Source organism: Ruegeria sp. BF7 (assembly GCF_056538605.1).
In genome coordinates, this window is the sequence record NZ_JBQFTM010000001.1 from 1,006,925 (window position 1) to 1,029,119 (window position 22,195).

Consider the following 22,195-nt stretch of genomic DNA (forward strand, 5'->3'; position numbering starts at 1 on the left):
ATGCAGCGTCAGGGCGCGGGAGGCTTTGGGATCAGAGCGCCCGCCAACCGATATCGCGACGGAAGAACCCATCGGGCCAGTCGATACCGTCCACCATTGCATAGGCCCGATCCCGCGCCTCCTGCAGTGTCTCGCCCCGCGCGGTGACATTCAGGACACGACCACCCGAGGCCAGCACCTGCCCGTCCGAGGCTTTGGTTCCGGCATGGAACACCATGTTCCCGCTATCCTCGGGCAGGTCCTCCAAGCCTTTAATCACGCTGCCCTTCTCATACGAACCCGGATACCCATTTGCCGCCATCACAATGGTCAGGGCATGATCATCCGCCCAGTTCACCCGAGCCTCACCCAGTCGACCTTCGGCAGCGGCGTGCATCAGGTCCATCGCCTGCGCGCCAAGGCGCATCATCAAAACCTGGCACTCGGGATCGCCAAAGCGCACGTTGTATTCCACCAGACGCGGCTGGCCGTCCTTGATCATCAGACCGGCATAGAGAACACCCTGAAATGGCATTCCGCGCCGTTTCATCTCGGCCACGGTGGGCTTGATGATCTCTTCCATCGCGCGGGCTTCAATCTCGGCGCTAAGAACCGGTGCCGGGGAATAGGCGCCCATGCCGCCGGTGTTCAGGCCGGTATCACCCTCACCCACCCGCTTGTGGTCCTGCGCAGTGCCAACGGACAGGATGTCCTCACCATCGCACAAGACAAAAAGCGACGCCTCTTCGCCCTCCATGAACTCTTCAATGACGACCTCTGCCCCGGCCCCACCAAAAGCGCCGCCGAACATATCGTCGATGGCCTCCAGAGCGGTTTGCTCGTCCATCGCCACGATCACGCCTTTGCCTGCAGCCAAACCATCGGCCTTGACCACAATCGGCGCGCCCTGTGCGCGGATATACTCTTTCGCCGGTTCGGCCTCGGTGAACCGTGCGTAAGCCGCCGTCGGAGCACCCGACGCATCGCAAATCTCTTTGGTGAAGCTTTTCGAAGCCTCCAACTGTGCCGCTGCTGCCGAGGGACCGAACACCAGCACACCCGCCTCGCGCAGACGATCCGCCACACCGGCGGCCAGTGGTGCCTCGGGGCCAACGATCACGAAATCAATCGCGTTTGCCTCGGCAAAGCTGACAACGGCCCCGCCGTTTTCGATATCCAGCGCGGCACACTCCGCGATCTGCGCGATTCCGGCATTGCCCGGCGCCACGATCAGACGGTCACATTTGGGGTTCTGCATCACCGCCCAGGCCAGGCTGTGTTCCCGCCCACCACTGCCGAGAATGAGGATATTCATGACTGCTCTCCGATCTGCTTGGCCTCGCCTTGCGGGCGTTCTAAGCTGGGCGGGCATTTGACACAAGGCGCTGAAATGTCCGACCTGCTTGACGACCCCATTCCCGGCCAAAACACTCCTGAATACACTGTTTCGGACATCTCGGGCGAAGTGAAACGGACGCTCGAAGGCACCTTCGGGCGAATCCGAGTGCGCGGTGAGGTCGGGCGCGTGTTCAAGGCCCGCTCGGGGCATTTGTACTATGACATCAAGGACGACCGGAACGTGTTGGCCTGCACCACGTGGAAGGGTCAGGTTTCGGGCTTGTCCGTTGTCCCAGAGGAAGGGCTAGAGGTCGTCGTCACTGGTCGGCTCACTGCCTTCGGTGCTCAGTCGAAATACAATCTGAACGTCGATGAGGTTGCGGTTGCCGGACAAGGCGCGCTGATGGCCTTGCTGGAAAAACGCAAGAAACAGCTTGAGGCCGAAGGGTTATTCGCACCCGAACGCAAAAAGCCGCTGCCTTATCTGCCACAAATCGTCGGCGTGGTGACCTCGCCTTCGGGTGCGGTGATCCGGGACATTCTGCACCGCCTGCGTGATCGTTTTCCGCGCAAGGTTTTGATCTGGCCAGTGGCCGTTCAGGGATCGAACTGCGCTCCCGAGGTCGCCAATGCGATCGAAGGCTTAAATAAACTGACACCCGGCGGAGCCTTGCCCCGCCCTGACCTGATCATCGTCGCTCGGGGTGGCGGGTCCATCGAAGACCTTTGGGGCTTTAACGAAGAGATTGTGGCCCGCGCCGCTGCGGCCTCGGACATTCCGCTGATTTCAGCCGTTGGGCACGAGACGGACACCACCTTGATCGACTTCGTCTCGGATCGCCGTGCACCGACCCCAACCGCCGCCGCCGAACTGGCCGTGCCCGTGCGGATGGAACTGCTGGCCTGGACCGGTGAACAGGGCGCGCGCCTGTCCCGCGCTGCGACAGATGCGGTGCAGCGGAGGTCGCAGCGCCTGCGTGATCTTTCCCGTGCCTTGCCACGCCCGGACAGCTTGTTGAACACTCCACGTCAACGGCTTGATTTGATTGCCGATCGCCTGACCCCAGCACTAGAGCGCGGCGTGCAAAACCGCCACCTGCAAGTGGTGAAACTGTCTGCCCACTTGCGCCCTTCGACCCTGCGCAACCTCGTCACTAGTCGTCAGGAAGCGGTGCGCAACCTATCCTCGCGCCTGTCCCTGCGTCCCATTCAGCGAGAGATCGAGATACAGCACCAAACCATCACCCGGCTGGCCGAACGGATGAACGTAGCGCAGACAACCCGCCTGGATCGGATGCGTCAACAACTGACCGCGACAGACCGGCTGCGCGAAACGCTCAGCTACAAGGCAACGTTGCAACGGGGCTATGCCGTGGTACGCGCCGACGATCACGTTCTGACAACCAAAAAGCAGGCCGAGAAACACGAGGCATTGCAAATCGAGTTTGCCGATGGCGTGCTGACCACCGGGCAATCCACCACCCAACGACCGGCTCCGAAGAAAGCACCCAAAAAAGACGCACCGGATCAGGGTTCACTGTTCTGAGTGCAGATTATACTCCGACATCCGGCCCGTAGCAGATCATCTCTTCACCGATATCTTCGGCCTCGTAGAGTTCGGTCTGCGCCGGGTCGCCCTCGAACTGAGCGATCAGGCCATTCCCAGACCGGGTGAAAACCCAGCATTGTGGGGCCAGACGATCTTCGTAGATGAAACAGATCTGTTCGTCCTGCTCATACCAGACGCCTTCCTTGCAATCGCCATCCAGAAACGACCAGACGACGCGGCGATTGGGCAAATAACGCTCGACCCCGTAGACCTTTCCCTGAAAGCCATAATACAGGGTTTTTCCGCGCGTATACTCGTCGAAATCCGACGCCGTCAGCGCTGGTTGAGCCAAAGCTGAATACGCGGGCAACGAGAGGAGAATCGCTAGATATCTGAACATGATCACATTGTGTCAGATGCGGTTATCCGGTGCCATTGCCATTTCCGCACAACCACCTGCCTTGACGTCACCGGTTGAGGTGAGCCGACAACCCGTAACATGCTGCAAAAAACGGGAGAGGTATTCATGACAACTGCATTGTTCTGGCTCGCAGCTATCTGTGCTCTGGCCTATCTGCCCCTGTCGCCGCGTCCTGCCAGCGCCTTGCGGTCGCTGTTGAAAACCGCATCGGTGGCCCTGCTGGCCCTGATTGCCTTGCTGGACGCAGCACCGCTTTTACTGGTTTTGGCGCTAGCCCTGTGCGCCCTTGGCGACGCGCTGTTGTCGCGCGAAACCGACAGCACTTTCATGGCAGGCATCGGAGCTTTCGCTGCCGGACATTTGGCTTATATCGCGCTGTTCCTGACCCATCCCGCCAGCGACCCCGCGTTGATTTTCGACAGGCCCGGTATTTTCTGGTTGCTCATCCTCCTTGGTATTATTGCCGCCACCCTGCTCGCACCGCGCGCCGGAGACCTCAAAGGCCCGGTGCTGGGCTATATCCCGATCATTCTGGGGATGGGCATTACCGTCCTGGCCCTGCCAGAAACCGGTGCCCTGCGTTGGGCCCTGCCTGCGGCCCTGGCCTTTATCGCGTCCGACCTGATCCTGGCGACCGAAAAGTTCCTGTTGCCCGCAAACCACCCCGCCCTGAGGGTCACGCCCTATCTGGTCTGGCCGCTTTATTGGGGTGCGCAGGCCGGTTTGCTGATTGCCTTTCTCTGACCCTTTGCAACTGCCGCAATTCCGCATTAGGTGAAGGGAACACCTGCGGAGACCAAAAATGGCGTTTTTCTCAAAGCTCAAGGACAAGCTGTTCAAATCCTCGTCCCGCCTCGAACAGGGGCTTGAGGCCATCGTCGAAGACGGTGGAGAGGAAACGACCGCACCCGACCCAATCATCCCCGAGCCCGAGCCGCAGCCCGAACCGGTGCCGGAAGTTCCGCAACCGGTTCCCGAAGTGCCGGAACCCGCACCGGCACCACAGCCGGTCGAGGTGCCCGAGCCCGCGCCCGTCGATCCGACCCCTACGCCGCCCCCACCGGAGGATGCGCCCTCCAAGGGCGTGCTGGGCCGTCTGTTCGGTCGCAGCGAGACCAAAACCGCAATACGCCGTACACTGGATGACGACATGCTGGAGCAGCTCGAAGAGCTGCTGATCGCCTCGGACATGGGCGTCGATACCGCCCTGCGCGTCACCGCAAACATGGCCGAGGGGCGCTATGGCCGCAAACTCTCGACCCAGGAAATCAAACAGCTTCTGGCGCAGGAAGTTTCACGCGTGATGGAGCCGGTCGCCAAGCCCCTACCGATCTATCCAAAACGCCCGCAGGTGGTGCTGGTCGTCGGCGTGAACGGGTCGGGCAAGACCACAACGATCGGCAAATTGGCCAGTCAGTTCAAGGCCGCTGGCAAAAAAGTCGTAATTGCTGCCGGAGATACCTTCCGCGCCGCGGCTGTCGAACAGCTTCAAGTCTGGGGCGAGCGCGCAGGTGTGCCCGTTCTGACTGCGCCAGAAGGGTCCGATCCGGCCAGCCTTGCCTTCGACGCGCTGACCAAGGCGCAAGAAGACGGCGCCGACCTGCTGATGATCGACACCGCCGGTCGTCTGCAGAACCGCGCCGACTTAATGGAAGAACTGGCCAAGATCGTACGCGTTATCCGCAAGAAGGACGAAACCGCACCGCACAACACTTTGCTGGTGCTGGACGCCACCACAGGCCAAAACGCGCTGAGCCAGGTGGAAACCTTCCGCAATCTGGCCGACGTCTCGGGTCTGGTCATGACCAAGCTCGACGGAACCGCCAAGGGCGGCGTGTTGGTGGCACTGGCGGACAAGTTCGGCCTGCCTATCCACGCCATCGGCGTCGGCGAACAAATCGACGACCTTGCCCCCTTTGACCCCGATGAATTTGCCGCCGCGCTGACTGGATTGGAAAGAAGGTAGCCTTTGGTCTTTGATAATTTGATAGCCAAATTCGGGTCTTTTGAGTTCTACTTCGATGTCACCTTACTGGTGGCAATCGCAGGCGTTGTTTGGACTTTTGCCAGGAAAATCGCTCAAGAACTTTATTTCTTACTATCCCTGCGAACACAACAAATCGAATTCGAGCTAAACCCTAAGGGCCAAGCACCGGAGAGTATCACCAACCTCAACCTGCTCGTTATTCGATACGGGAACGACAAATACCTTGAGCAGCTTGCTAGCGATCGAGAGCGTTACCACGGACGATTGCAGAACAAGATCGTTCGGGTGCCTGAACGGCCAACCGATAATGACGGTCCAATCCGAGTGAGGCTCAAGGTTCACAAACGACTTGGGACACAGTTCAAGTTTTTCGTGGACGTATCAGGAGATCCGAAATCAGCCGTCGACTACCTCGAGTCACATGACACTGTAAGTGGTGTTTTTTGCAAAGAACTCCCAAACGTTCGTGTCGGTGAAGCGACGCGACATCGTATCTTCTTTTTGGTAGATCGTTTGGACACGGTCGAAACGGTCGAAGGCATTGTCAACAATTTCATCTTCCCGGTCTAAGAATTGAGTGACTGGCTAATTTCTCTGGAAGGCACCGAAGCAGGCCACCAACTCGCCCTCGGGCTTGCACTGATGGCGGCTTTCCTGCACGCGGTTTTCGGCGCCCTGCAAAAAGGCCGCCACGATCCATGGATGTCGCGCGGCGCCATCGACGCCAGCTATTGTCTTCTGGCTGCCCCCTTCGCGTTTTTCGTGGTGCCCTGGCCCGAACCCTATATGTGGCCGATTTTTGCGACCGTATGGGTAATCCACATCGCCTACAAAACCCTTCAGGCCATGGCTTATACCAAGGGGTCCTACACGGTCGTCTACCCGGTTGTCCGCGGCACTGGCCCGCTGTTCACCGTCATCGGCGCCTATCTGCTTTTCGGAGAGACCTTCACCGGCACCCAATGGTTCGGTGTGGCCGTCCTGCTGGCCGGCATTTTCGGACTGGCCGCCTATAATTTTCGCTTCCTCGAAACCAACCGCGAAACACTGGGCATCGCATTGGTGCTGGCCGTCGCAACCGGCCTTTTCGTGGCGCTCTACACCACCTATGACGCCTACGGCATCCGCGCCACCGCCGACCCCTTCACCTTTCTGGCGTGGTTCTTCATGATCGACGGGGCGGCAATGCCGATCTACGCCTTCCTCAGATGGCGGGCGATGATCAATCGCCCGGCCATCGGCCCGCTGATGTTGCGCGGACTGGCCGGCGGCATCATCGCCCCCTTGTCTTTCGGGGCGATAATGCTGGCCACAAGGCTCGACAAGGTCGGCGAAGCCGCCGTCTTGCGGGAAACCTCGACTGTCTTTGCCGCCCTGATCGGTTGGCTGGTTCTAAAAGAAACCGTGGGCCCAAGACGGATCGGGTTGATGGCATTGATTGCACTTGGCGCCGTAATAGTTGAAATGGGCGGGTAAGCAGCAGGAAACCGTTATGACAGGCAAAAAAGAGATCAACCCGTTTCTGAAGCAGGTGCTGGAGCTTGGCCCTCCACTGGCTTTCTTCTTCATTTACCTGCGTCTGCGTGACGACAGTTTTCTGATCGGCGGCATTGAATACTCCGGCTTTATCGTCGCCACTATCATCTTTGTCCCGCTGATGCTGGCCGCCATGGCTATCCTCTGGTACCTGACCGGCAAGCTCAGCCGGATGCAAATATTCACGGCATTTATGGTCATATTCTTTGGTGGCCTGACTGCATGGTTCAATGACGAGCGATTTTTCAAGATGAAAACCACGCTTGTCTACGGGTTCTTTTCGGTGATCCTTGGCATCGGCCTGCTGCAGGGCAAGTCTTACCTCGCTTATGTCCTGGACGAGATGCTGCCAATGCGCCACGAAGGCTGGATGATCCTGACCCGACGGCTTTGCGGCTGTTTTGCGGTTCTGGCAGTGGCCAACGAATTCGTCTGGCGCACGTTGTCGACCGACCTCTGGGTCAAGATCGAAACCTTCGGGTTCCCAATCGCGCTGATGGTGTTCCTGATGCTGCAATTCAATCTGCTGCAAAGCTACATGGATGATCCTGACCATCAATAGGGGAAAATAAGTGCCCCCTTTCGCCTCATGCGGTAACGGAATTTTGTTTATTCCCAGACGTAACACAGGAACAAACAGACAAAATCCTTGGCTAAACGCCAAAGCTGTGGAAAGTTGTGGCACCACTCACAGCCGGAGCACCAGAAACTCATGACGGCTTTTCCAGACAGCGGCTTTCTGTCCGAGGCATCTGACAGGCTCAAAGCCATGCTTTCCGCGCAGGCGACCGAAATTACTTTGGAACGTGGAGAGGTTCTGTTCGAGCAAGGCGACGAAGGCGACGCCCTCTTTGCTATTCTCGAAGGCACGCTCGAGGTTTCCTTTCTGGCTATGAGCGGCCGAAAACTGTCACTGACCCTGATGCGGCCCGGAGAGGTTTTTGGCGAGATTGCCCTGTTTGACAGCGGCCCACGCACTGCCACCATTGCGGCGGCAGAGCATTCACGCGTGTTGCGGGTGCGGCAAGGCGATGTGATGGATCAGATCCGGCTACATCCCGACCTTGCGGTTGATCTGATCCGTCTGGCCGGCCTGCGAATGCGGTGGATGGGATCACAACTGAACGAGCAGGTCTTTCTGCCGATGCCGATCCGCCTGGCCCGCAAGTTGTTGCACCTGTCCGAACTGCAAGATGATCCATCCAAACGGATTACCCTGTCGCAAAGCGAACTGGCCGAGTTCGTGGGCGCCACTCGGGAAGCGGTATCCAAAACCATTTCCACATGGAAACGCGATAACGTGGTCGAAGCGTCGCGCGGCGGGCTGATGATTCAGGATTTCGCTGCGCTGCGGGAATTGGCCGATTCCGACCTGATCTGAGCCCTGTGACCTGCTTCACAGACCATGGATGGCGTTAAGCCTATCGTCATAGTTGTTACCGTAGGAGGTCAGAGAATCATCCCCGATATCTGTCCACTGACCTCTCCCTGTACCAGAGCCACGCACCTCCCCGGTGCGTGGCTCACTATCTCGCAGCACAAAAAAGGCCGGAGCATAAGCTCCGGCCTAATCTCGTTTCTGATCAGGTTACTTACTCGCCAAGGCTCAACGCCACAAAGCGGGGTTCGCCACCGCGGCGCACCAGCAGCAGCAGCGATTTACGCCCTGCTTCGCGCGCCTCGTCCATGCGTGCTTCCAGATCTTCGATCGAGCTGACCTTCTGTTGACCGGCCTCGGTGATCAGGTCACCGGCGCGCAGACCCTTGGAAAAGGCTTCGGACGCCTCGTCCACTTCGGTCACAACCAGCCCTTCAGCATCCGCATCCAGACCAAGATCTTCGCGCAACGTATCGGTCAAAGGCGAAATTGTCAGACCAAGAACATCGGCGTTTTCCTCGGCCGGAATGTCCGGCGTTTCTTCGTCACCGTTCTCGGCGCGCTCTGCGTCCTCACGCCGGCCCAGCGTCACCAGAATGGTCTGGGTGCCACCGTCACGATGGACCACCACGCGAACTGATTTGCCAACGGTGGTTTCGCCAACCTGACGGACCAGACCGCGCGTATCTTCGACCTCGACACCGTCAAAGCTGAGGATCACGTCACCGGCCAGCAGACCCGCCTCTTTGGCCGGACCATCCGGCACGTCACTGATCAGCGCACCGCCGGGCTTGTCCAGCCCCATCGCCTCGGCCATATCCTCGGTCACGTCCTGAATGCGCACGCCCAGCCAGCCGCGGCGGGTCTCCCCGAATTCGCGCAGCTGATCGACTACTTTGACCACCACATTGGAGGCCATCGAGAAGCCAATCCCGATCGAACCACCGTTAGGCGACAGGATCGCCGTGTTCACGCCGATCACTTCGCCATCCATGTTGAACAGAGGACCACCCGAGTTGCCGCGGTTGATGGCCGCATCGGTCTGGATGTAATCGTCATACGACCCGCTCAGCGCGCGGTTTCGAGCCGAGACAATGCCCGCCGAGACCGAAAAGCCTTGCCCGAGCGGGTTGCCCATAGCGATCACCCAATCACCGACACGCGCAATGTCGCTATCGCCGAATTTCACGTATTGCAGAGGACTCGTGGCCTCGACCTTGAGCAGCGCGATGTCGGTTTTTTCATCCGTACCGATCACTTTGGCCGGCAATTCCTTCTTGGGTTGCCCGTCACCGGGGAAGAATTCCACAAGGATTTCATCAGCTTCGGCGATGACGTGATTGTTGGTAACAATATAGCCGTCCTCTGAAATCACAAAGCCAGAACCCAGCGCGTTGCTGCGGCGCGGGCGGTTGTCGTCGTCACCGTTGCGGTCCTGAAACTCGCGAAAGAAATCCTCGAACGGAGAGCCCTCGGGCACAATCCCCTGCGGCCCCGTCTGCCCTTCGATCAGGGTTGTGGTGGTGATGTTGACCACTGCCGGACTGATCTTTTCGGCCAGCGGCGCCAAGCTTTCGCCCCGCGCCTGAGCAGCGACGGTCTGCGCCAGAACAAGCAGCATCCCCGCGAAAGCCAGCCACATCAGCCGCATGAAACCAACACTATCGTCCCGCCGGACCGAAATACTTCGTGCTTGTGCCTGCACTTGGGAACTCCTTGTCGACAATTCTTCTTTGGCCGCCCCTCGGCAACCCTTCTTAGCAACCAATGTAGTCAGTTTGTCCAAGCCCGCAACTCGGGATCGCAGGGAAATCACCGGCAATTGAAATGACTGTACTAAAACCCGACCTGATACGCGCCCCAAAGCAACACCAGACCGCTGACGACACACAGCAGCCCCGCCAGCCGACGCGCCTGTTCGGGCAGCGACCGCAGTGCTTCAAGCATACGTTCAATAAGCGAAGGGGCCAGCGCATAGGCCAGCCCCTCGACAATCAGTACCAGCCCGAAAGCCAGAAGGATCAGGCCCATTACCGGCCACCCTGTCCGGTAGGCGATTTCAGATAGTTGAAGAAATCAGAATCCGGGCTGAGTACCAGCGAGCTGTTGCCACCCTGCAGCGCCTGCTCATAGGCTGAAAGCGAGCGGTAGAATTCAAAGAATTCAGGGTCTGCGCCGTATGCTTCGGCAAAGATCGCGTTGCGTTCGGCGTCAGCCTCACCACGAATAATCTCGGCCTCGCGGTTGGCATCTGACACCAACTCGACCACGGTCCGGTCGGCCTGCGCGCGGATACGCTGCGCCGCTTCCTTACCACGGGCGCGTTCGTCAGTTGCCTCACGCTCCCGCTCGGCTTTCATCCGATCAAAGGTCGCCTCCAAGTTGGCCTGCGGCAGGTCGGTCGCTTTCAGACGCACGTCGATCACATTGACGCCCAGCGCGCGTGCTTCGGCAATCGCACTATTGCGGATACGCAGCATCAGTGCCGCACGATCCGAGCTGAGGATGTCACGAGATGAAACCGAACCCAGAACTTCGCGGGTTTCGGCCCGCAGGATACGGTCCAGACGATCTTCGGCCACCGGGATTCCGCCGACACCAACAGCTTGGCGGAACTGGTTCAAGTCAGCGATCCGGTAACGGGCGAACGCGTCGACCACCAGACGGCGGTCGTCCAGAGGCGTGACTTCCAGCGGCTGCACGTCAATCGACAAGATGCGGTCGTCATAACGAACGACTTCCTGAATGATCGGTATCTTGAACGCGAGTCCGGGCTCTTCCTTAACGTCGACAACACGACCGAACTGCAAAACCAGTGCACGTTCCCGTTCATCCACAATAAAAATCGAGGACAGGCCGATCACGCCAAGGATCACGACGAGGATGAGGATAATGGGTGACTTACGCATCAGTTGCTCTCCTCGGTCTGATTGCGGCGCAGTTCATTGAGAGGCAGATAAGGTACAACACCCTGCCCCGAACCGGTCGAGTTTTCGTCGAGGATAATCTTGTCCACATCCCCCAGAACCTGCTCCATACGTTCCAGATACAAGCGTTTACGGGTCACGTCGGGAGCCTTGGAGTATTCTTCCAAAACAGCGCTGAAACGGCTGGCTTCACCCTGGGCGCTGTTGACCTGCTGGGCGCGATAGGCCTCGGCCTGTTCCAGAACCTGCGCGGCTTCACCGCGGGCTTCCGCGAGAACCTGGTTTGCGTACGCGTCAGCGACGTTTTGCAGACGGTCACGCTCCTGCGCTGCGGCCTGAACGTCGCGGAATGCAGCGATCACGTCTTGCGGCGGGTCGGCCTTGTCAAAGTTCACACGGACGATGTTGATACCCGAATCGTAGCTGTCCATGGTTGCCTGTATCAGCTCCTGCAGGCGGTCCGCGATCACACCACGATCCCGGTTCAGGATCGGGGCCAGTTCGCTTTGCGCAATGATCTCACGCATCGCTGATTCAGACACGGCGCGGATTGTCTGACGCGGGTCGCGCAGGTTGAACAGAAACTTTGCCGGATCGTTGATGTTCCATACAACCTGATAGTCGATATCGACCACGTTTTCATCGCCAGTCAGCATCAGACCGTCGTCGCTGCCACGCGTACCGCCCATATCTTCGGTCTGTTCGCGTGTGACCGGGATAACCTCGGCCGTCACCAAAGGCCAAGGGGCGAAGTTCAGACCGGGATTCCCGACCGAAGAGAACTCACCCAGAAGCAGCTCAACCGATTGTTCTTCGGGTTTGACGGTGTAGAAGCTCGCAGCCGCCCATAAGCCCGCCGCAACCAGTACACCAATCGCCACGGTCCCCTTAGTAAAGATCGGACCGCCTCCACCGCCGCCCTGACTTCCGCCACGGCCACCGCCACCGCGCCCGCCCATCAGAACGCGCAGCTGTTCCTGGCCTTTTTTCATCAGTTCGTCGATCTCGGGGATCTGCGGGCCGTCGCCTTCGGGGGGCTTGCGCCCATCCCCGTTGTTACCCCGATTTCCTCCGCCACCGGATGAGCCTCCGCCCCCCCAGGGGCCACCGCTGTTGCCCGCCATATGTATCTATTCCTTGTGTTGGACCGTGTGATCACGGTTTCCCTTGTAACTTGTGTACGCGTACTTGCAAATCAAGCAGTGCGCACAGGTTGCCGCAGTGTTACCAGTTCCTCGGCCATGACCGGGTGAACGGCAACTGTGCGGTCGAAATCTTCCTTGGTTGCACCCATCTTTACGGCAATCCCCGCCAGCTGGATCATCTCGCCCGCGCCCGGCGCAACGATATGACAACCCAGCACCTTGCGGGTGGCCTGACTGACGATCAGCTTCATCAAGACACGCTGCGTCCCGCCTGCGAATGCCTTCTGCATCGGCTTGAAAGAAGTTGCATAGACCTCGATCGGTTCCTGCGCCGCGGCCTCCTCCTCGCTGAGGCCCACGGTGCCGAATTCCGGCTGGGTGAAAATCGCGGTTGGGATCAGTTCGTGATCCACGGGTGTCGGGTTGCCTTTGAACACGGTTTCGACAAAGGCCATGCCTTCGCGGATCGCAACTGGTGTCAGGTTCACGCGGTCGGTCACGTCACCGATGGCATAGATCGACGGCACTCCGGTCTGGCTGTATTCATCCACCACGATCTCGCCCTTGCGGCCACGTTCAACTCCGATTGCTTCAAGGCCCAGGTTGTCTGCATTTGGAGCGCGCCCGGTAGCGTACATGACCACGTCAAAAACCTGTTCCGTTCCGTTGGTGGCCTTGACCCAGATTTTGTCGCCTTGCTTTTTCATCTCAAGCACGTTTGTACCAAGGTGCAGATCAATGCCGTTCTGGCACATCTCCTCGCTGATCAGGCCGCGTGCTTCTTCATCGAACCCGCGCAGGATTTGCGCACCTCGATAGAACTGAGTGGTCTTCACGCCCATCCCGTTCATGATCCCGGCGAATTCGCTGGCAATATAACCACCGCCGACGATCAGGATGCTTTCGGGCAGCTTCTCCAGGTGGAATATCTCGTTTGACGTGATAGCCAGGTCCGAGCCCGGAAACTGGGGCACGACCGGACGGCCACCAGTGGCGACAAGAATGTGCTTGGCCGTCTTGCGGGTTCCATCGGCCAGTTCGACCGTATGCGCATCGACCACATGGGCGCGCTGATCAAAGCTTTCGACGCCGTTGTTTTTTAAGATGTTGCGATAGATGCCTTCCAGTCGGTCCAGCTCGGCATAAAGCTTGCTGCGGAAGATGTCCCAGTTAAACGCACCAGGTTTGACATCCCAGCCATAGGCCTGCGCATCGTTGACCATATCCGCGTATTCACTGGCAAAGACCATCAGCTTTTTGGGCACGCACCCTCGGATGACGCAGGTCCCGCCGTAACGGTCCTCTTCGGCCAGTGCCACTTTGGCGCCGTTCTCACCGGCTGCCACACGTGCCGCGCGGACCCCGCCCGAGCCGCCTCCGATGACGAACAGATCATAGTCAAAGCTCATCCTGAGTTCCTTTATTTCGTCAGGCCAAAATTCGATGATTATCTGGGGTCGAAAGACGCGCTGCCAACCCTTTTAGGTGTGTAAACTTTACTTAAGGCAGTGCCACCAAGTGTGGTTTGCGCATATGTCGTGGCGTCAGTTTCAGGTCTCAATCGGCCAAATCCGAGAACAGATTGTCGCCACTCTCAACCAACTGGTCCAGTTCGGTGGTGCCAGCATTGATATCGCGCAGTTCAACCCGGCCATCGCCATGGCCGATCACAACCTTGTCGCAGATGTCGATGAACAGTCCATTTTCGACCACGCCCGGCACCTGATTGAGTACCAATGCCAACTGGCGCACGTTACCGATACGCTGCAGGTGCAGGTCCAGAATGTGGTTGCCCTCGTCGGTCACAAAAGGCGCCTCACCGTTCATCCGCAGCATCGCCGAGTTGCCCAGAACATCCATTGTGTCCAGGGCCTCTTGGATCAGGGTCCGCGTGGTTTGCCAGCCAAACGGGATCACCTCGACCGGCAAGGGGAACGCACCCAGCGTTTCAACCTCTTTGCCGGCATCGGCGATCACCACCATCTGATCGCTGGCCGTTGCCACGATCTTTTCCTGCAGATGCGCGCCGCCGCCGCCCTTGATCAGGTTTAGCTCACCATCGAACTCATCAGCGCCATCGATGGTCAGGTCCAGCCATCCTGCCTGATCCAGCGAGACCACCTCGATTCCGACCTCGCGGGCCAGTTGCGCGGTGCGGATCGAGGTCGGAACCCCCTTTAACCGCAGCCCCTCGGTCTGCACCCTCTCACCCAATCGGCGCACCATCCAGGCGGCGGTCGATCCGGTCCCCAGCCCGACACGCATCCCATCCTGAACCATATCGGCGGCACGGCGGGCGGCGACAAATTTGGCTTTGTCGATGGGGGACATATCTCGGGTCATGGCAGCGTTTCCCTGTATTGCTGCAGGGTTTATACGGAATGCAATCGCCAACTGCGAGAGCCAAATCGACCCACTGGCGCGCAAACATATCTCGAAAATACGCGTTTCCGATTGGAAACGTCGCAATCGAGGCTTCCTGTGTGGTTCCGGCGATGTACATAGATTTTATGAACGCGCCGTATCGTCTGCACTATGCCCCCGACAACGCCTCTCTGGTGATCAGACTGGCGCTGGAAGAAATGGGCCTGCCTTATGATGCTGTATTGGTGGACCGCCGCCGGAACGAGCAAGACAGTGCGGCCTACCGGCTGTTGAACCCGAACGGGTTGATTCCGGTGCTGGACACCCCACAGGGACCAATCTTTGAAACGGCGGCCATCCTGTTGTGGCTGGCTGATATGCATGGGCACCTTGCCCCGTCGCCCGAAGCCCCAGAACGGGCGGCATTTCTGAAATGGCTGTTCTTTGCATCGAACACTCTGCACGCGGACCTCCGCATTCTGTTCTACGCCGAGAAATACATCGACGCCGCGCAGGCCGACAATCTGCGCGCCGGTATCCGCCCGCGCCTGCGCCGACATTTGCAGGTATTGGATTCTGAGGCGGAGAACGCACCAACCTGGCTGCACTCTGAGCAGCCCTCGGTTCTGACCATTTATCTGGCCTGCCAGATGCGGTGGATGGCGCTGTACCCCGCCAGCGCCGACCGCAGCTGGTTTCAGTTGTCGGATACCCCTCATCTGCAAGCGATCCTGACACGGCTTGAAAACCGCCCCGCAACCCAAGCCGCAATCGCAGCCGAAGGGTTGGGGGTTACACCATTCACATCCCCGAGTTACGCTACTCCTCAAGAAGGCTCAGCTACCTGACATGTTTCTATCTGTCTTCGATATGTTCAAAGTGGGCATCGGCCCGTCTTCGTCTCATACCATGGGGCCGATGGTGGCCGCCGCGCGTTTTCTGGACATGATGCGCGCGTCCCCGTTCGAATTTACGGGGCTACGCGGCTCGCTGCATGGATCGCTGGCTTTTACAGGGGTCGGTCATGCCACCGACCGTGCCACCATTCTGGGATTGGCCGGATTTGTGCCCGACACCTATGACAATGATAAGGCCGAGGCCGCACTGGCCGAGATTTCCGAGACGCACTCGGTGACGCCCGAAGGGTTGCCGACGCTGCAGTTCAACCCAAAGGCCGATCTGATCTTTGATTATGAAAACAATCTGCCCGGTCACGCCAACGGCATGATCTTGATGGCCACCGACGCGCAGGGCGATGTGATCCTGCGGCAGGTTTACTACTCGGTCGGCGGCGGCTTTGTCCTGACCGAAGAGGAACTGGCCGAGGGCAAAGACACCAATGACGGCCCGCCCGTGCCCTACCCGTTCAAATCGGCGGCAGAGATGCTGGAGATGGCAAAAGCCAGCGGCAAGAGTATCGCCCAGATGAAACGCGAAAACGAAGTCGCGCGCGGCTGCCCGATCAGTTTCGCCAAGGGTACTGCACGCCTTTGGGAAGTCATGAACGACTGCATCGAACGCGGCCTGAAAACCGATGGCATCCTGCCCGGCGGCCTGAATGTGCGCCGTCGCGCCAAGGGCATTCACGATGCTCTTCTGTCTGAACGAGGCATGAACCTGAACGCGCCGCACACCATCAATGACTGGATGAGCGTCTATGCCATGGCGGTGAACGAGGAAAACGCTGCCGGCGGACAGGTCGTCACTGCCCCCACCAACGGGGCCGCAGGAACGATGCCTGCGGTTTTGCGCTATTATCTCGACCACGTTCCCGGTGCTTCGGAAAGCCATATCGAAGATTTCCTGCTGACCGCTGCCGCCATCGGCGGTCTGGTCAAATACAACGCCTCGATCTCTGGAGCAGAAGCTGGGTGTCAAGCCGAGGTCGGCAGTGCCTCGGCCATGGCTGCGGCAGGTCTGTGCGCCGTGATGGGCGGCACACCGGAACAGGTGGAAAACGCCGCAGAGATTGCATTGGAGCATCATCTGGGCATGACCTGTGACCCGGTCAAAGGACTGGTGCAGGTGCCTTGCATCGAGCGCAACGGGCTGGCGGCGATCAAGGCGGTCTCGGCCGCCTCGCTGGCGCTGCGCGGTGACGGTCAGCATTTCGTGCCGCTGGACGCGGCGATCGAAACCATGCGCCAGACCGGGCATGATATGCACGAAAAGTACAAGGAAACGTCTCTGGGTGGCCTGGCGGTGAACGTACCCAACTGCTGACGCTATAACAGGAGGGGATATCATGCGGGGTCATTGTCTGTGCGGCGCCATACGATACGAGGTTAATCCTCCGACCCTGTCCTGCGTCACCTGCCATTGCGACAGTTGCAGACGGCAGTGTGCAGCTCCGATGACGACCTATTTCGGCGTACGCGACGGCCAGTGGCGCTGGACCGGCGACGCGCCGAAAACCTTCAACTCCTCCCCCGGGGTCGAGCGCAGCTTTTGCCCGAACTGCGGTACGCCTATGTCATTCCGCTCACAATCGATGTCGGGCGTGTTGCACCTGTACGTGGCGACACTAGAGGACCCGAGCCAGTTGGAACCCACGTTGCACGTGGCGCATGAGGAAAAGCTGCGCTGGTTGAAACTGGGTGACGACCTGCCCACCTGCATCGGGCCCGACTATACCAAGGTCCAGCCCTTGCCCTAAGCGCGGTCCGCAGCAAGCCGATCTGCCCCGACATCAATCAGCGTGGGGCGGGCCAGCGCCGAGTCTGACCCGACAGAAACGCCTGAATGACCTGATCCAAAGCTTCGCGCGGGACCATCACCAACAGGCCCGGTCCGTCCACGGTCAGTTCCACATCCGCCATGACCCGGTTGGACGTACCAACGCGGCCATTCGGTTCCAGCACCAGATCGTCAATCGGCCACTCCAACCCGGTGCAGTGGCCGGTTACGCGCTGAAACGGAAACAATGAAATCACATCGCCGGGCGTAAGGTTTAACCCGATCTGCGGGGGCGCGTGGAAAACAACCTCATGCTCTCCTAACAGGATGCACGGCCGATCCCGCAACCGTACCAGAGCATTGAGCACTGCCATCTGGTGATCCAGCCGACCGCCGAGAAACCCGATCCCCAGCACAAGGGGGGCGTCGATGCTGCGCAGGGCCTTGTCGAAATCCGTGCTGTCCTGTTCACGTATCGGAAACAGGCGGTCTGCGGGTATCCGGTCAAGATACGTGCCGCTCAGCGAATCAAAGTCACCGATCACCGCGTCCGGGATCCGCCCCGAATCCATAATTGGAATCGCTCCGCCATCCGCTGCCACGACAGTATTGACGCGAACAAGCATCAGATTCAAGTCGTCGGGACCGATTTCACCACCCCCGACCAGCCCGATTGGCGCCTCAGAGAGCACAATTTGGATATTTTTTTGAAGATTGATCATTTTTCCCGGATTTGGACACATTGAGACCACAAAATGATAGGTTCATGCTGAGAGTTGCGAGCCATGGGTGTGCCCTTCGCCGGGTGAATGGCTCTTGTAGTTTGTAAAGGACGTGCGTCTGATGGTACAGAATAACAAGGTATTAACCGTCTCCTATGGAACCTTCTCGTGCACTTTAGAAGGTTTTGACGATTCCTTTGAGACGATGAAAGCGATTACGGAATACTTTCGCGATCTTGCCGCCGATGATCGGTTTTTCGGTTCTGAACCTCCGCAACCTGACACAGAAATGCTGACGAAAATCGCGCAGCGCGACGCGTCCCGCAAGGTCGAAGCCAGCCAGAGCGACGCTGGCCTGCTGATCCGTGCCACAAACGAACCCGCAACCAACACGCCGGACCTTAACATTATCAACACTCCCCCCCCCTCGCCCCCCACTCGCCCCGTGTTCACCGACGCCGAAGCCGTCGAGGACGCGCCTCCCCCTGCCGGTGACAGCATCGCCGCCAAGCTACAGCGCATCCGCGCCGTCGTATCCCATTCCGAGGAAAACTCGGTCATTTACACCGAGGACGAGGAAACGGCCCTGATGAAAAGCACGGCTGGTCCGTCAGACGCGGTCGCGGCGGCTTTTGCGGCGGGTTCGCTGAACCCGAACGATCTGGAAACCACCGAAGAGGTCGACGCACTGTCCGAAACATCCGAAGCTGAACCGGCAATGTCAGAGGCCGAAGAGCCAGCCGCTCGGCCCTTGGCAATCAAACCGGAGTTCTCGGCCGTTGAAGTCGAGGGCGAGGTCGAAGAATCTGCCGCTCCAGCTCTGGAAACCCAACCCGAAACTCCGGCTGTGGCAATAGAGGAAGAAGTCGAAGATGAAGCGACCGCACCGGATGCCTTGTTCTCTGATCTCGACGAGAGCGACGAGAGCGAACCCGAAGGCGATGAGGTGACCAACATACTCAGCGATGCCGGCGCTGACGCAGACCCCGTTGAGGCCACTCCTGAAGGTGTCATGACGGAAAAGGACGAGATCCTTCTGCTGGATGAGATTTCCAGTGTGGAATCCATCTTGGCCGATAGTGCCGGCACCTCGGGCGCAGAGAAGCCGGACTTGGAACATGATGTTTCGCGCCTGATGGACAAGGTCGGCGAGCATCTGGACAACCCGGACACAAGCAACAATCGCGAAGCCTACTCTCAGTTGCGTGCAGCGGTTGCGGTAACCGAGGCCGAACGCAGTGAAAAAGGTCAGACCGATCAGAAGGATGGTGATCAAGACTACCGCGGCGATCTGTCCTCGGTCGTCAGCCCGCGCCGTCCAGAAGTTGAAGTCACCAGCAAACGCCCGACCAATGATACATCGGCGCCGCTCAAGCTGGTGGCTGAGCAGCGCATTGACAACCAGACCAAGGATGCCGGACCAGTGACCCCCCGTCGCGTGACATCCGAGACCGAGGACGAGGAAGGTGCTGCGGAAGAAGGTGGATTTGCCCAGTTCGCTCAGGAACAAGGTGCGCAATCACTGCCGGATTTGCTGGAAGCGGCGGCCGCCTATCTGTCCTTCATCGAAGGGCAGGAGCAGTTCTCGCGACCGCAACTGATGAACAAGATTCGGTCGCTCAAGCAGGATGAATTCAATCGTGAGGAAAGCCTGCGTTCGTTCGGTCAGTTGCTGCGCGACGGCAAGATCGAAAAGGCAGGCGGCGGGCGTTTCGCAGCCTCGACGCAGATCGGGTTCCGCCCGGATGACGCGCGCGCCGCAGGTTAATCCCAACTAAACCAATTGACGATGGGCCGGAGATTTCTTCGGCCCATTTTTCTTGCACAAAGGTATCGCTTTTCCCTTTTTCTTCTTTTGCAGGCGCGCCCGCTATGCCGCAGCGCAGAAAAATGGTACGATCAGGCGTAGGGTGACAGCTTATCCAGCTCCCGTTCAAACAAGGGCCACACCATGTATGAACTGCCTATTCGACGCCTCAGAGTATACGACAGATCAAAAATAGAGAGTCATTTCAACAGCCTGGACACCGAAGCTCTGACATCACGATTTGGTGCTCCGGTCAGTGCCGCATTTGTCCAGACCTATTTGTCCAATATGTTTGGCAACGCGGCATTGATCTTCGGCGCTTTCCCGGATTCCTATCTGCGCGGCGTGGGGGAGTTGCGCGTTCTGCCGGACAATCAGGCGCATGTGGCCGAGGCCGCTTTTACTGTCGAAACCCCGTGGCAGGATCGCGGCATCGGGGATGCTCTGTTTTCGCGGATAATTACAGCAGCCCGGAACCGCGGAATTCGAGAAGTGCACATGGTCTGCCTGGCCACCAACCAGAAAATGCGCCGCTTGGCCGCAAAGCATGATGCAGACCTGAACCTGGTGACAGGGCAGATTCAGGCAACTCTGACCGCGCCCTGGCCTACCCCGCTCAGCGTTGCTGAAGAGATTTCCGGCGAGTACCACGCAATGGCGCGCGCAATCCTTAGCTGGCCCGGGCCGGATCGGAATCCGGGGTGAACTGTCCCAAACTGTCGCTCCGGGCAGCGTCCGGACATGTTACTCTAGCGGCTGATCCGGATCTTCTTTGCCGACGCCTTTGAACACGAATTTGAACGGCAGTGCCCAGACAATACCCAAAGCGATGTAGACCAGCAGTTCCAACCAGATCGGCGGGCGGTCGAGCCAATTCACAATTGTAACAACCGCCACGATATAGACCGGCAGCCCAATCAACAGCAGCACCAGCGACCAGCGGCGCCGGGCCTTGTAGCTGAGGCCGGTCTTTCCGTCGTCACTCATCAGTCAGCAAACGGGTCAGTCACCAGAATGGTGTCGTCCCGCTCCGGGCTGGTGGACAGAAGGGCTACGGGGCATTCGATCAGTTCTTCGACGCGGCGCACATATTTGATCGCATTTGCAGGAAGGTCAGCCCAGCTGCGCGCGCCTTCTGTGGATTCGCTCCACCCCGGCATTTCTTCGTAAATCGGCGTGCAGCGCGCCTGCTGATCGGCCGCAGTGGGCAGATAGTCCAGGCGTTCACCATCCAGCTGATAGCCGACACAGATCTTCAGCGTCTCAAACCCGTCCAGTACGTCCAGCTTGGTCAGAGAAATCCCGTTCACGCCACTGGTCGCACAGGTCTGGCGCACCAGGCAGGCATCGAACCAACCACAGCGACGCTTGCGCCCGGTAGTGGTGCCGAACTCATGCCCGCGCTCACCGAGGCGCTGGCCGTCTGCATCGTCCAACTCGGTCGGGAACGGGCCTTCACCCACACGGGTCGTGTAGGCTTTGACGATGCCCAGAACGAAATCGATCGACCCCGGACCAATACCTACACCTGTTGCCGCCTGACCGGCGATCACGTTGGACGAGGTAACAAACGGATAGGTGCCAAAATCGATATCCAGCAACGCGCCCTGTGCCCCTTCGAACAAGATGCGTTTGCCCGCCTTGCGTTTTTCGTTCAAAACCTTCCAGACCGGAGCGGCAAAGGGCAGGATTTGCGGCGCGATTTCTTTCAATTGAGCAATCAGCGAGTCCCGGTCTACAGGTTCGATCCCCAATCCCTTGCGCAGGGGATCATGGTGCTGCAATGCACGGTCCACGCGGGCCTCAAGCGTGGCCTCGTCGGCAAGATCAGCGACACGAACAGACCGGCGCCCTACCTTGTCTTCGTACGCTGGGCCTATGCCACGGCCAGTGGTTCCGATCTTGGTGCCTTTGCTGGCGGCCTCTTCGCGTGCGCGATCCAATTCACCATGGATGGGCAGGATCAACGGCGTGTTCTCGGCGATCATCAGCGTTTCAGGCGAGATATCGACGCCCTGCGCGCGGATGGTTCCGATTTCCTTGATCAAATGCCACGGGTCCAGCACAACGCCGTTTCCGATGACGCTCAGCTTGCCGCCACGCACCACGCCCGAGGGCAGCGCATGCAGCTTATAGACCTCACCGTCAATGACCAGCGTATGACCGGCATTATGCCCGCCCTGAAAACGCGCGATCACGTCCGCTCGCTCGCTGAGCCAGTCGACGATCTTGCCTTTTCCTTCGTCACCCCACTGGGCGCCGACAACAACCACATTGGCCATATCCGGTCCTTTTGCGCTGAATTACCAAACTCGGCTCGTATAACGAGGACAAAGCGACAGGGAAACCGGTATTTCGCCGCAGAT

23 protein-coding genes are annotated in these 22,195 nt (G+C 59.0%); 12 read left to right on the forward strand and 11 right to left on the reverse strand.

Annotation, left to right across the window (positions count from 1 at the left end; genetic code table 11):
* Positions 1–31: 31 nt before the first annotated feature.
* Complete coding sequence (gene purD, locus ACR0IK_RS05030) at positions 32–1,294, reverse strand: phosphoribosylamine--glycine ligase (RefSeq protein WP_480640666.1); 1,263 nt, start codon at positions 1,292–1,294, stop codon at positions 32–34.
* A gap of 75 nt (positions 1,295–1,369) precedes the next feature.
* Here purD and xseA point away from each other — a divergent pair, with 75 nt between their 5' ends.
* Positions 1,370–2,863, forward strand: coding sequence for an exodeoxyribonuclease VII large subunit (gene xseA, locus ACR0IK_RS05035; RefSeq protein WP_480640667.1), 1,494 nt, complete (start codon positions 1,370–1,372; stop codon positions 2,861–2,863).
* 7 nt (positions 2,864–2,870) lie between these two features.
* Here xseA and ACR0IK_RS05040 read toward each other — a convergent pair whose 3' ends face one another.
* Entirely contained in the window at positions 2,871–3,266 is a 396-nt protein-coding gene (locus ACR0IK_RS05040) for a hypothetical protein (RefSeq protein WP_480589600.1), read from the reverse strand.
* 126 nt (positions 3,267–3,392) lie between these two features.
* Between ACR0IK_RS05040 and ACR0IK_RS05045 the strand changes: the two genes are divergently transcribed.
* From ACR0IK_RS05045 to ACR0IK_RS05070, 6 genes are all read left to right on the forward strand, one after another.
* Positions 3,393–4,031, forward strand: coding sequence for a lysoplasmalogenase family protein (locus tag ACR0IK_RS05045; RefSeq protein WP_480640668.1), 639 nt, complete (start codon positions 3,393–3,395; stop codon positions 4,029–4,031).
* Positions 4,032–4,089: 58 nt separating this feature from the next.
* The gene (gene ftsY, locus ACR0IK_RS05050; protein ID WP_480640669.1) at positions 4,090–5,253 is read left to right on the forward strand and encodes a signal recognition particle-docking protein FtsY; all 1,164 of its coding nucleotides are present in this window, start codon (positions 4,090–4,092) and stop codon (positions 5,251–5,253) included.
* A 3-nt stretch (positions 5,254–5,256) separates the two neighbouring features.
* Positions 5,257–5,844: a hypothetical protein gene (locus tag ACR0IK_RS05055; RefSeq protein WP_480640670.1), complete on the forward strand. Its 588-nt coding sequence runs from the start codon at positions 5,257–5,259 to the stop codon at positions 5,842–5,844.
* A 3-nt stretch (positions 5,845–5,847) separates the two neighbouring features.
* Entirely contained in the window at positions 5,848–6,750 is a 903-nt protein-coding gene (locus ACR0IK_RS05060; protein WP_480589596.1) for an EamA family transporter, read from the forward strand.
* A gap of 16 nt (positions 6,751–6,766) precedes the next feature.
* Positions 6,767–7,372, forward strand: a complete 606-nt coding sequence (locus ACR0IK_RS05065; RefSeq protein ID WP_480589595.1) for an inner membrane-spanning protein YciB — start codon at positions 6,767–6,769, stop codon at positions 7,370–7,372.
* Between the two features lie 150 nt (positions 7,373–7,522).
* On the forward strand, positions 7,523–8,191 hold the full coding sequence (locus tag ACR0IK_RS05070) for a Crp/Fnr family transcriptional regulator (protein WP_480589594.1): 669 nt from the start codon (positions 7,523–7,525) through the stop codon (positions 8,189–8,191).
* 211 nt (positions 8,192–8,402) lie between these two features.
* Here the strand turns inward: ACR0IK_RS05070 and ACR0IK_RS05075 are convergent, their stop codons facing one another.
* The 6 genes from ACR0IK_RS05075 to rpiA all read right to left on the reverse strand — a co-directional run bounded on the left by ACR0IK_RS05075 (position 8,403) and on the right by rpiA (position 14,603).
* Positions 8,403–9,893, reverse strand: coding sequence for a DegQ family serine endoprotease (locus tag ACR0IK_RS05075; RefSeq protein WP_480640671.1), 1,491 nt, complete (start codon positions 9,891–9,893; stop codon positions 8,403–8,405).
* A gap of 131 nt (positions 9,894–10,024) precedes the next feature.
* A complete protein-coding gene (locus ACR0IK_RS05080) occupies positions 10,025–10,219 on the reverse strand; it encodes a DUF2065 domain-containing protein (protein WP_170324515.1) in 195 nt (64 codons plus the stop codon).
* Positions 10,219–11,097 (reverse strand): protease modulator HflC, encoded by an 879-nt coding sequence (gene hflC / locus ACR0IK_RS05085; RefSeq protein WP_480589592.1) that lies wholly within the window; start codon positions 11,095–11,097, stop codon positions 10,219–10,221. Before hflC ends, ACR0IK_RS05080 begins: the two co-directional genes overlap by 1 nt.
* On the reverse strand, positions 11,097–12,239 hold the full coding sequence (hflK, locus tag ACR0IK_RS05090) for an FtsH protease activity modulator HflK (protein ID WP_480640673.1): 1,143 nt from the start codon (positions 12,237–12,239) through the stop codon (positions 11,097–11,099). The genes hflC and hflK overlap by 1 nt, the downstream gene beginning before the upstream one ends.
* Before the next feature lie 71 nt (positions 12,240–12,310).
* Positions 12,311–13,669 carry a glutathione-disulfide reductase gene (gene gor / locus ACR0IK_RS05095; RefSeq protein ID WP_480589590.1) on the reverse strand — a complete coding sequence of 453 codons (1,359 nt, stop codon included), beginning with the start codon at positions 13,667–13,669 and terminating at the stop codon, positions 12,311–12,313.
* A gap of 148 nt (positions 13,670–13,817) precedes the next feature.
* Positions 13,818–14,603: a ribose-5-phosphate isomerase RpiA gene (rpiA, locus tag ACR0IK_RS05100; protein WP_480589589.1), complete on the reverse strand. Its 786-nt coding sequence runs from the start codon at positions 14,601–14,603 to the stop codon at positions 13,818–13,820.
* A gap of 167 nt (positions 14,604–14,770) precedes the next feature.
* Here rpiA and ACR0IK_RS05105 point away from each other — a divergent pair, with 167 nt between their 5' ends.
* The 3 genes from ACR0IK_RS05105 to ACR0IK_RS05115 are packed head-to-tail and all read left to right on the forward strand — an operon-like array spanning position 14,771 to position 17,280.
* Positions 14,771–15,472 (forward strand): glutathione S-transferase family protein, encoded by a 702-nt coding sequence (locus ACR0IK_RS05105; RefSeq protein ID WP_480589873.1) that lies wholly within the window; start codon positions 14,771–14,773, stop codon positions 15,470–15,472.
* Between the two features lies 1 nt (position 15,473).
* Positions 15,474–16,847 carry an L-serine ammonia-lyase gene (locus ACR0IK_RS05110; protein WP_480589588.1) on the forward strand — a complete coding sequence of 458 codons (1,374 nt, stop codon included), beginning with the start codon at positions 15,474–15,476 and terminating at the stop codon, positions 16,845–16,847.
* 22 nt (positions 16,848–16,869) lie between these two features.
* Positions 16,870–17,280 carry a GFA family protein gene (locus tag ACR0IK_RS05115; RefSeq protein WP_480640675.1) on the forward strand — a complete coding sequence of 137 codons (411 nt, stop codon included), beginning with the start codon at positions 16,870–16,872 and terminating at the stop codon, positions 17,278–17,280.
* A 37-nt stretch (positions 17,281–17,317) separates the two neighbouring features.
* Here the strand turns inward: ACR0IK_RS05115 and ACR0IK_RS05120 are convergent, their stop codons facing one another.
* Positions 17,318–18,022 carry a thiamine diphosphokinase gene (locus ACR0IK_RS05120; RefSeq protein ID WP_480640676.1) on the reverse strand — a complete coding sequence of 235 codons (705 nt, stop codon included), beginning with the start codon at positions 18,020–18,022 and terminating at the stop codon, positions 17,318–17,320.
* 121 nt (positions 18,023–18,143) lie between these two features.
* Between ACR0IK_RS05120 and ACR0IK_RS05125 the strand changes: the two genes are divergently transcribed.
* Positions 18,144–19,790, forward strand: coding sequence for a hypothetical protein (locus tag ACR0IK_RS05125; RefSeq protein WP_480640677.1), 1,647 nt, complete (start codon positions 18,144–18,146; stop codon positions 19,788–19,790).
* Positions 19,791–19,973: 183 nt separating this feature from the next.
* Positions 19,974–20,534: an N-acetyltransferase family protein gene (locus ACR0IK_RS05130; protein WP_480589584.1), complete on the forward strand. Its 561-nt coding sequence runs from the start codon at positions 19,974–19,976 to the stop codon at positions 20,532–20,534.
* Positions 20,535–20,573: 39 nt separating this feature from the next.
* On the opposite strand, the gene ACR0IK_RS05135 is transcribed toward ACR0IK_RS05130, so the two are convergent.
* Entirely contained in the window at positions 20,574–20,816 is a 243-nt protein-coding gene (locus ACR0IK_RS05135; RefSeq protein ID WP_480640678.1) for a DUF2842 domain-containing protein, read from the reverse strand.
* Positions 20,816–22,111 (reverse strand): adenylosuccinate synthase, encoded by a 1,296-nt coding sequence (locus ACR0IK_RS05140; RefSeq protein WP_480589582.1) that lies wholly within the window; start codon positions 22,109–22,111, stop codon positions 20,816–20,818. The genes ACR0IK_RS05135 and ACR0IK_RS05140 overlap by 1 nt, the downstream gene beginning before the upstream one ends.
* Positions 22,112–22,195 lie beyond the last annotated feature (84 nt).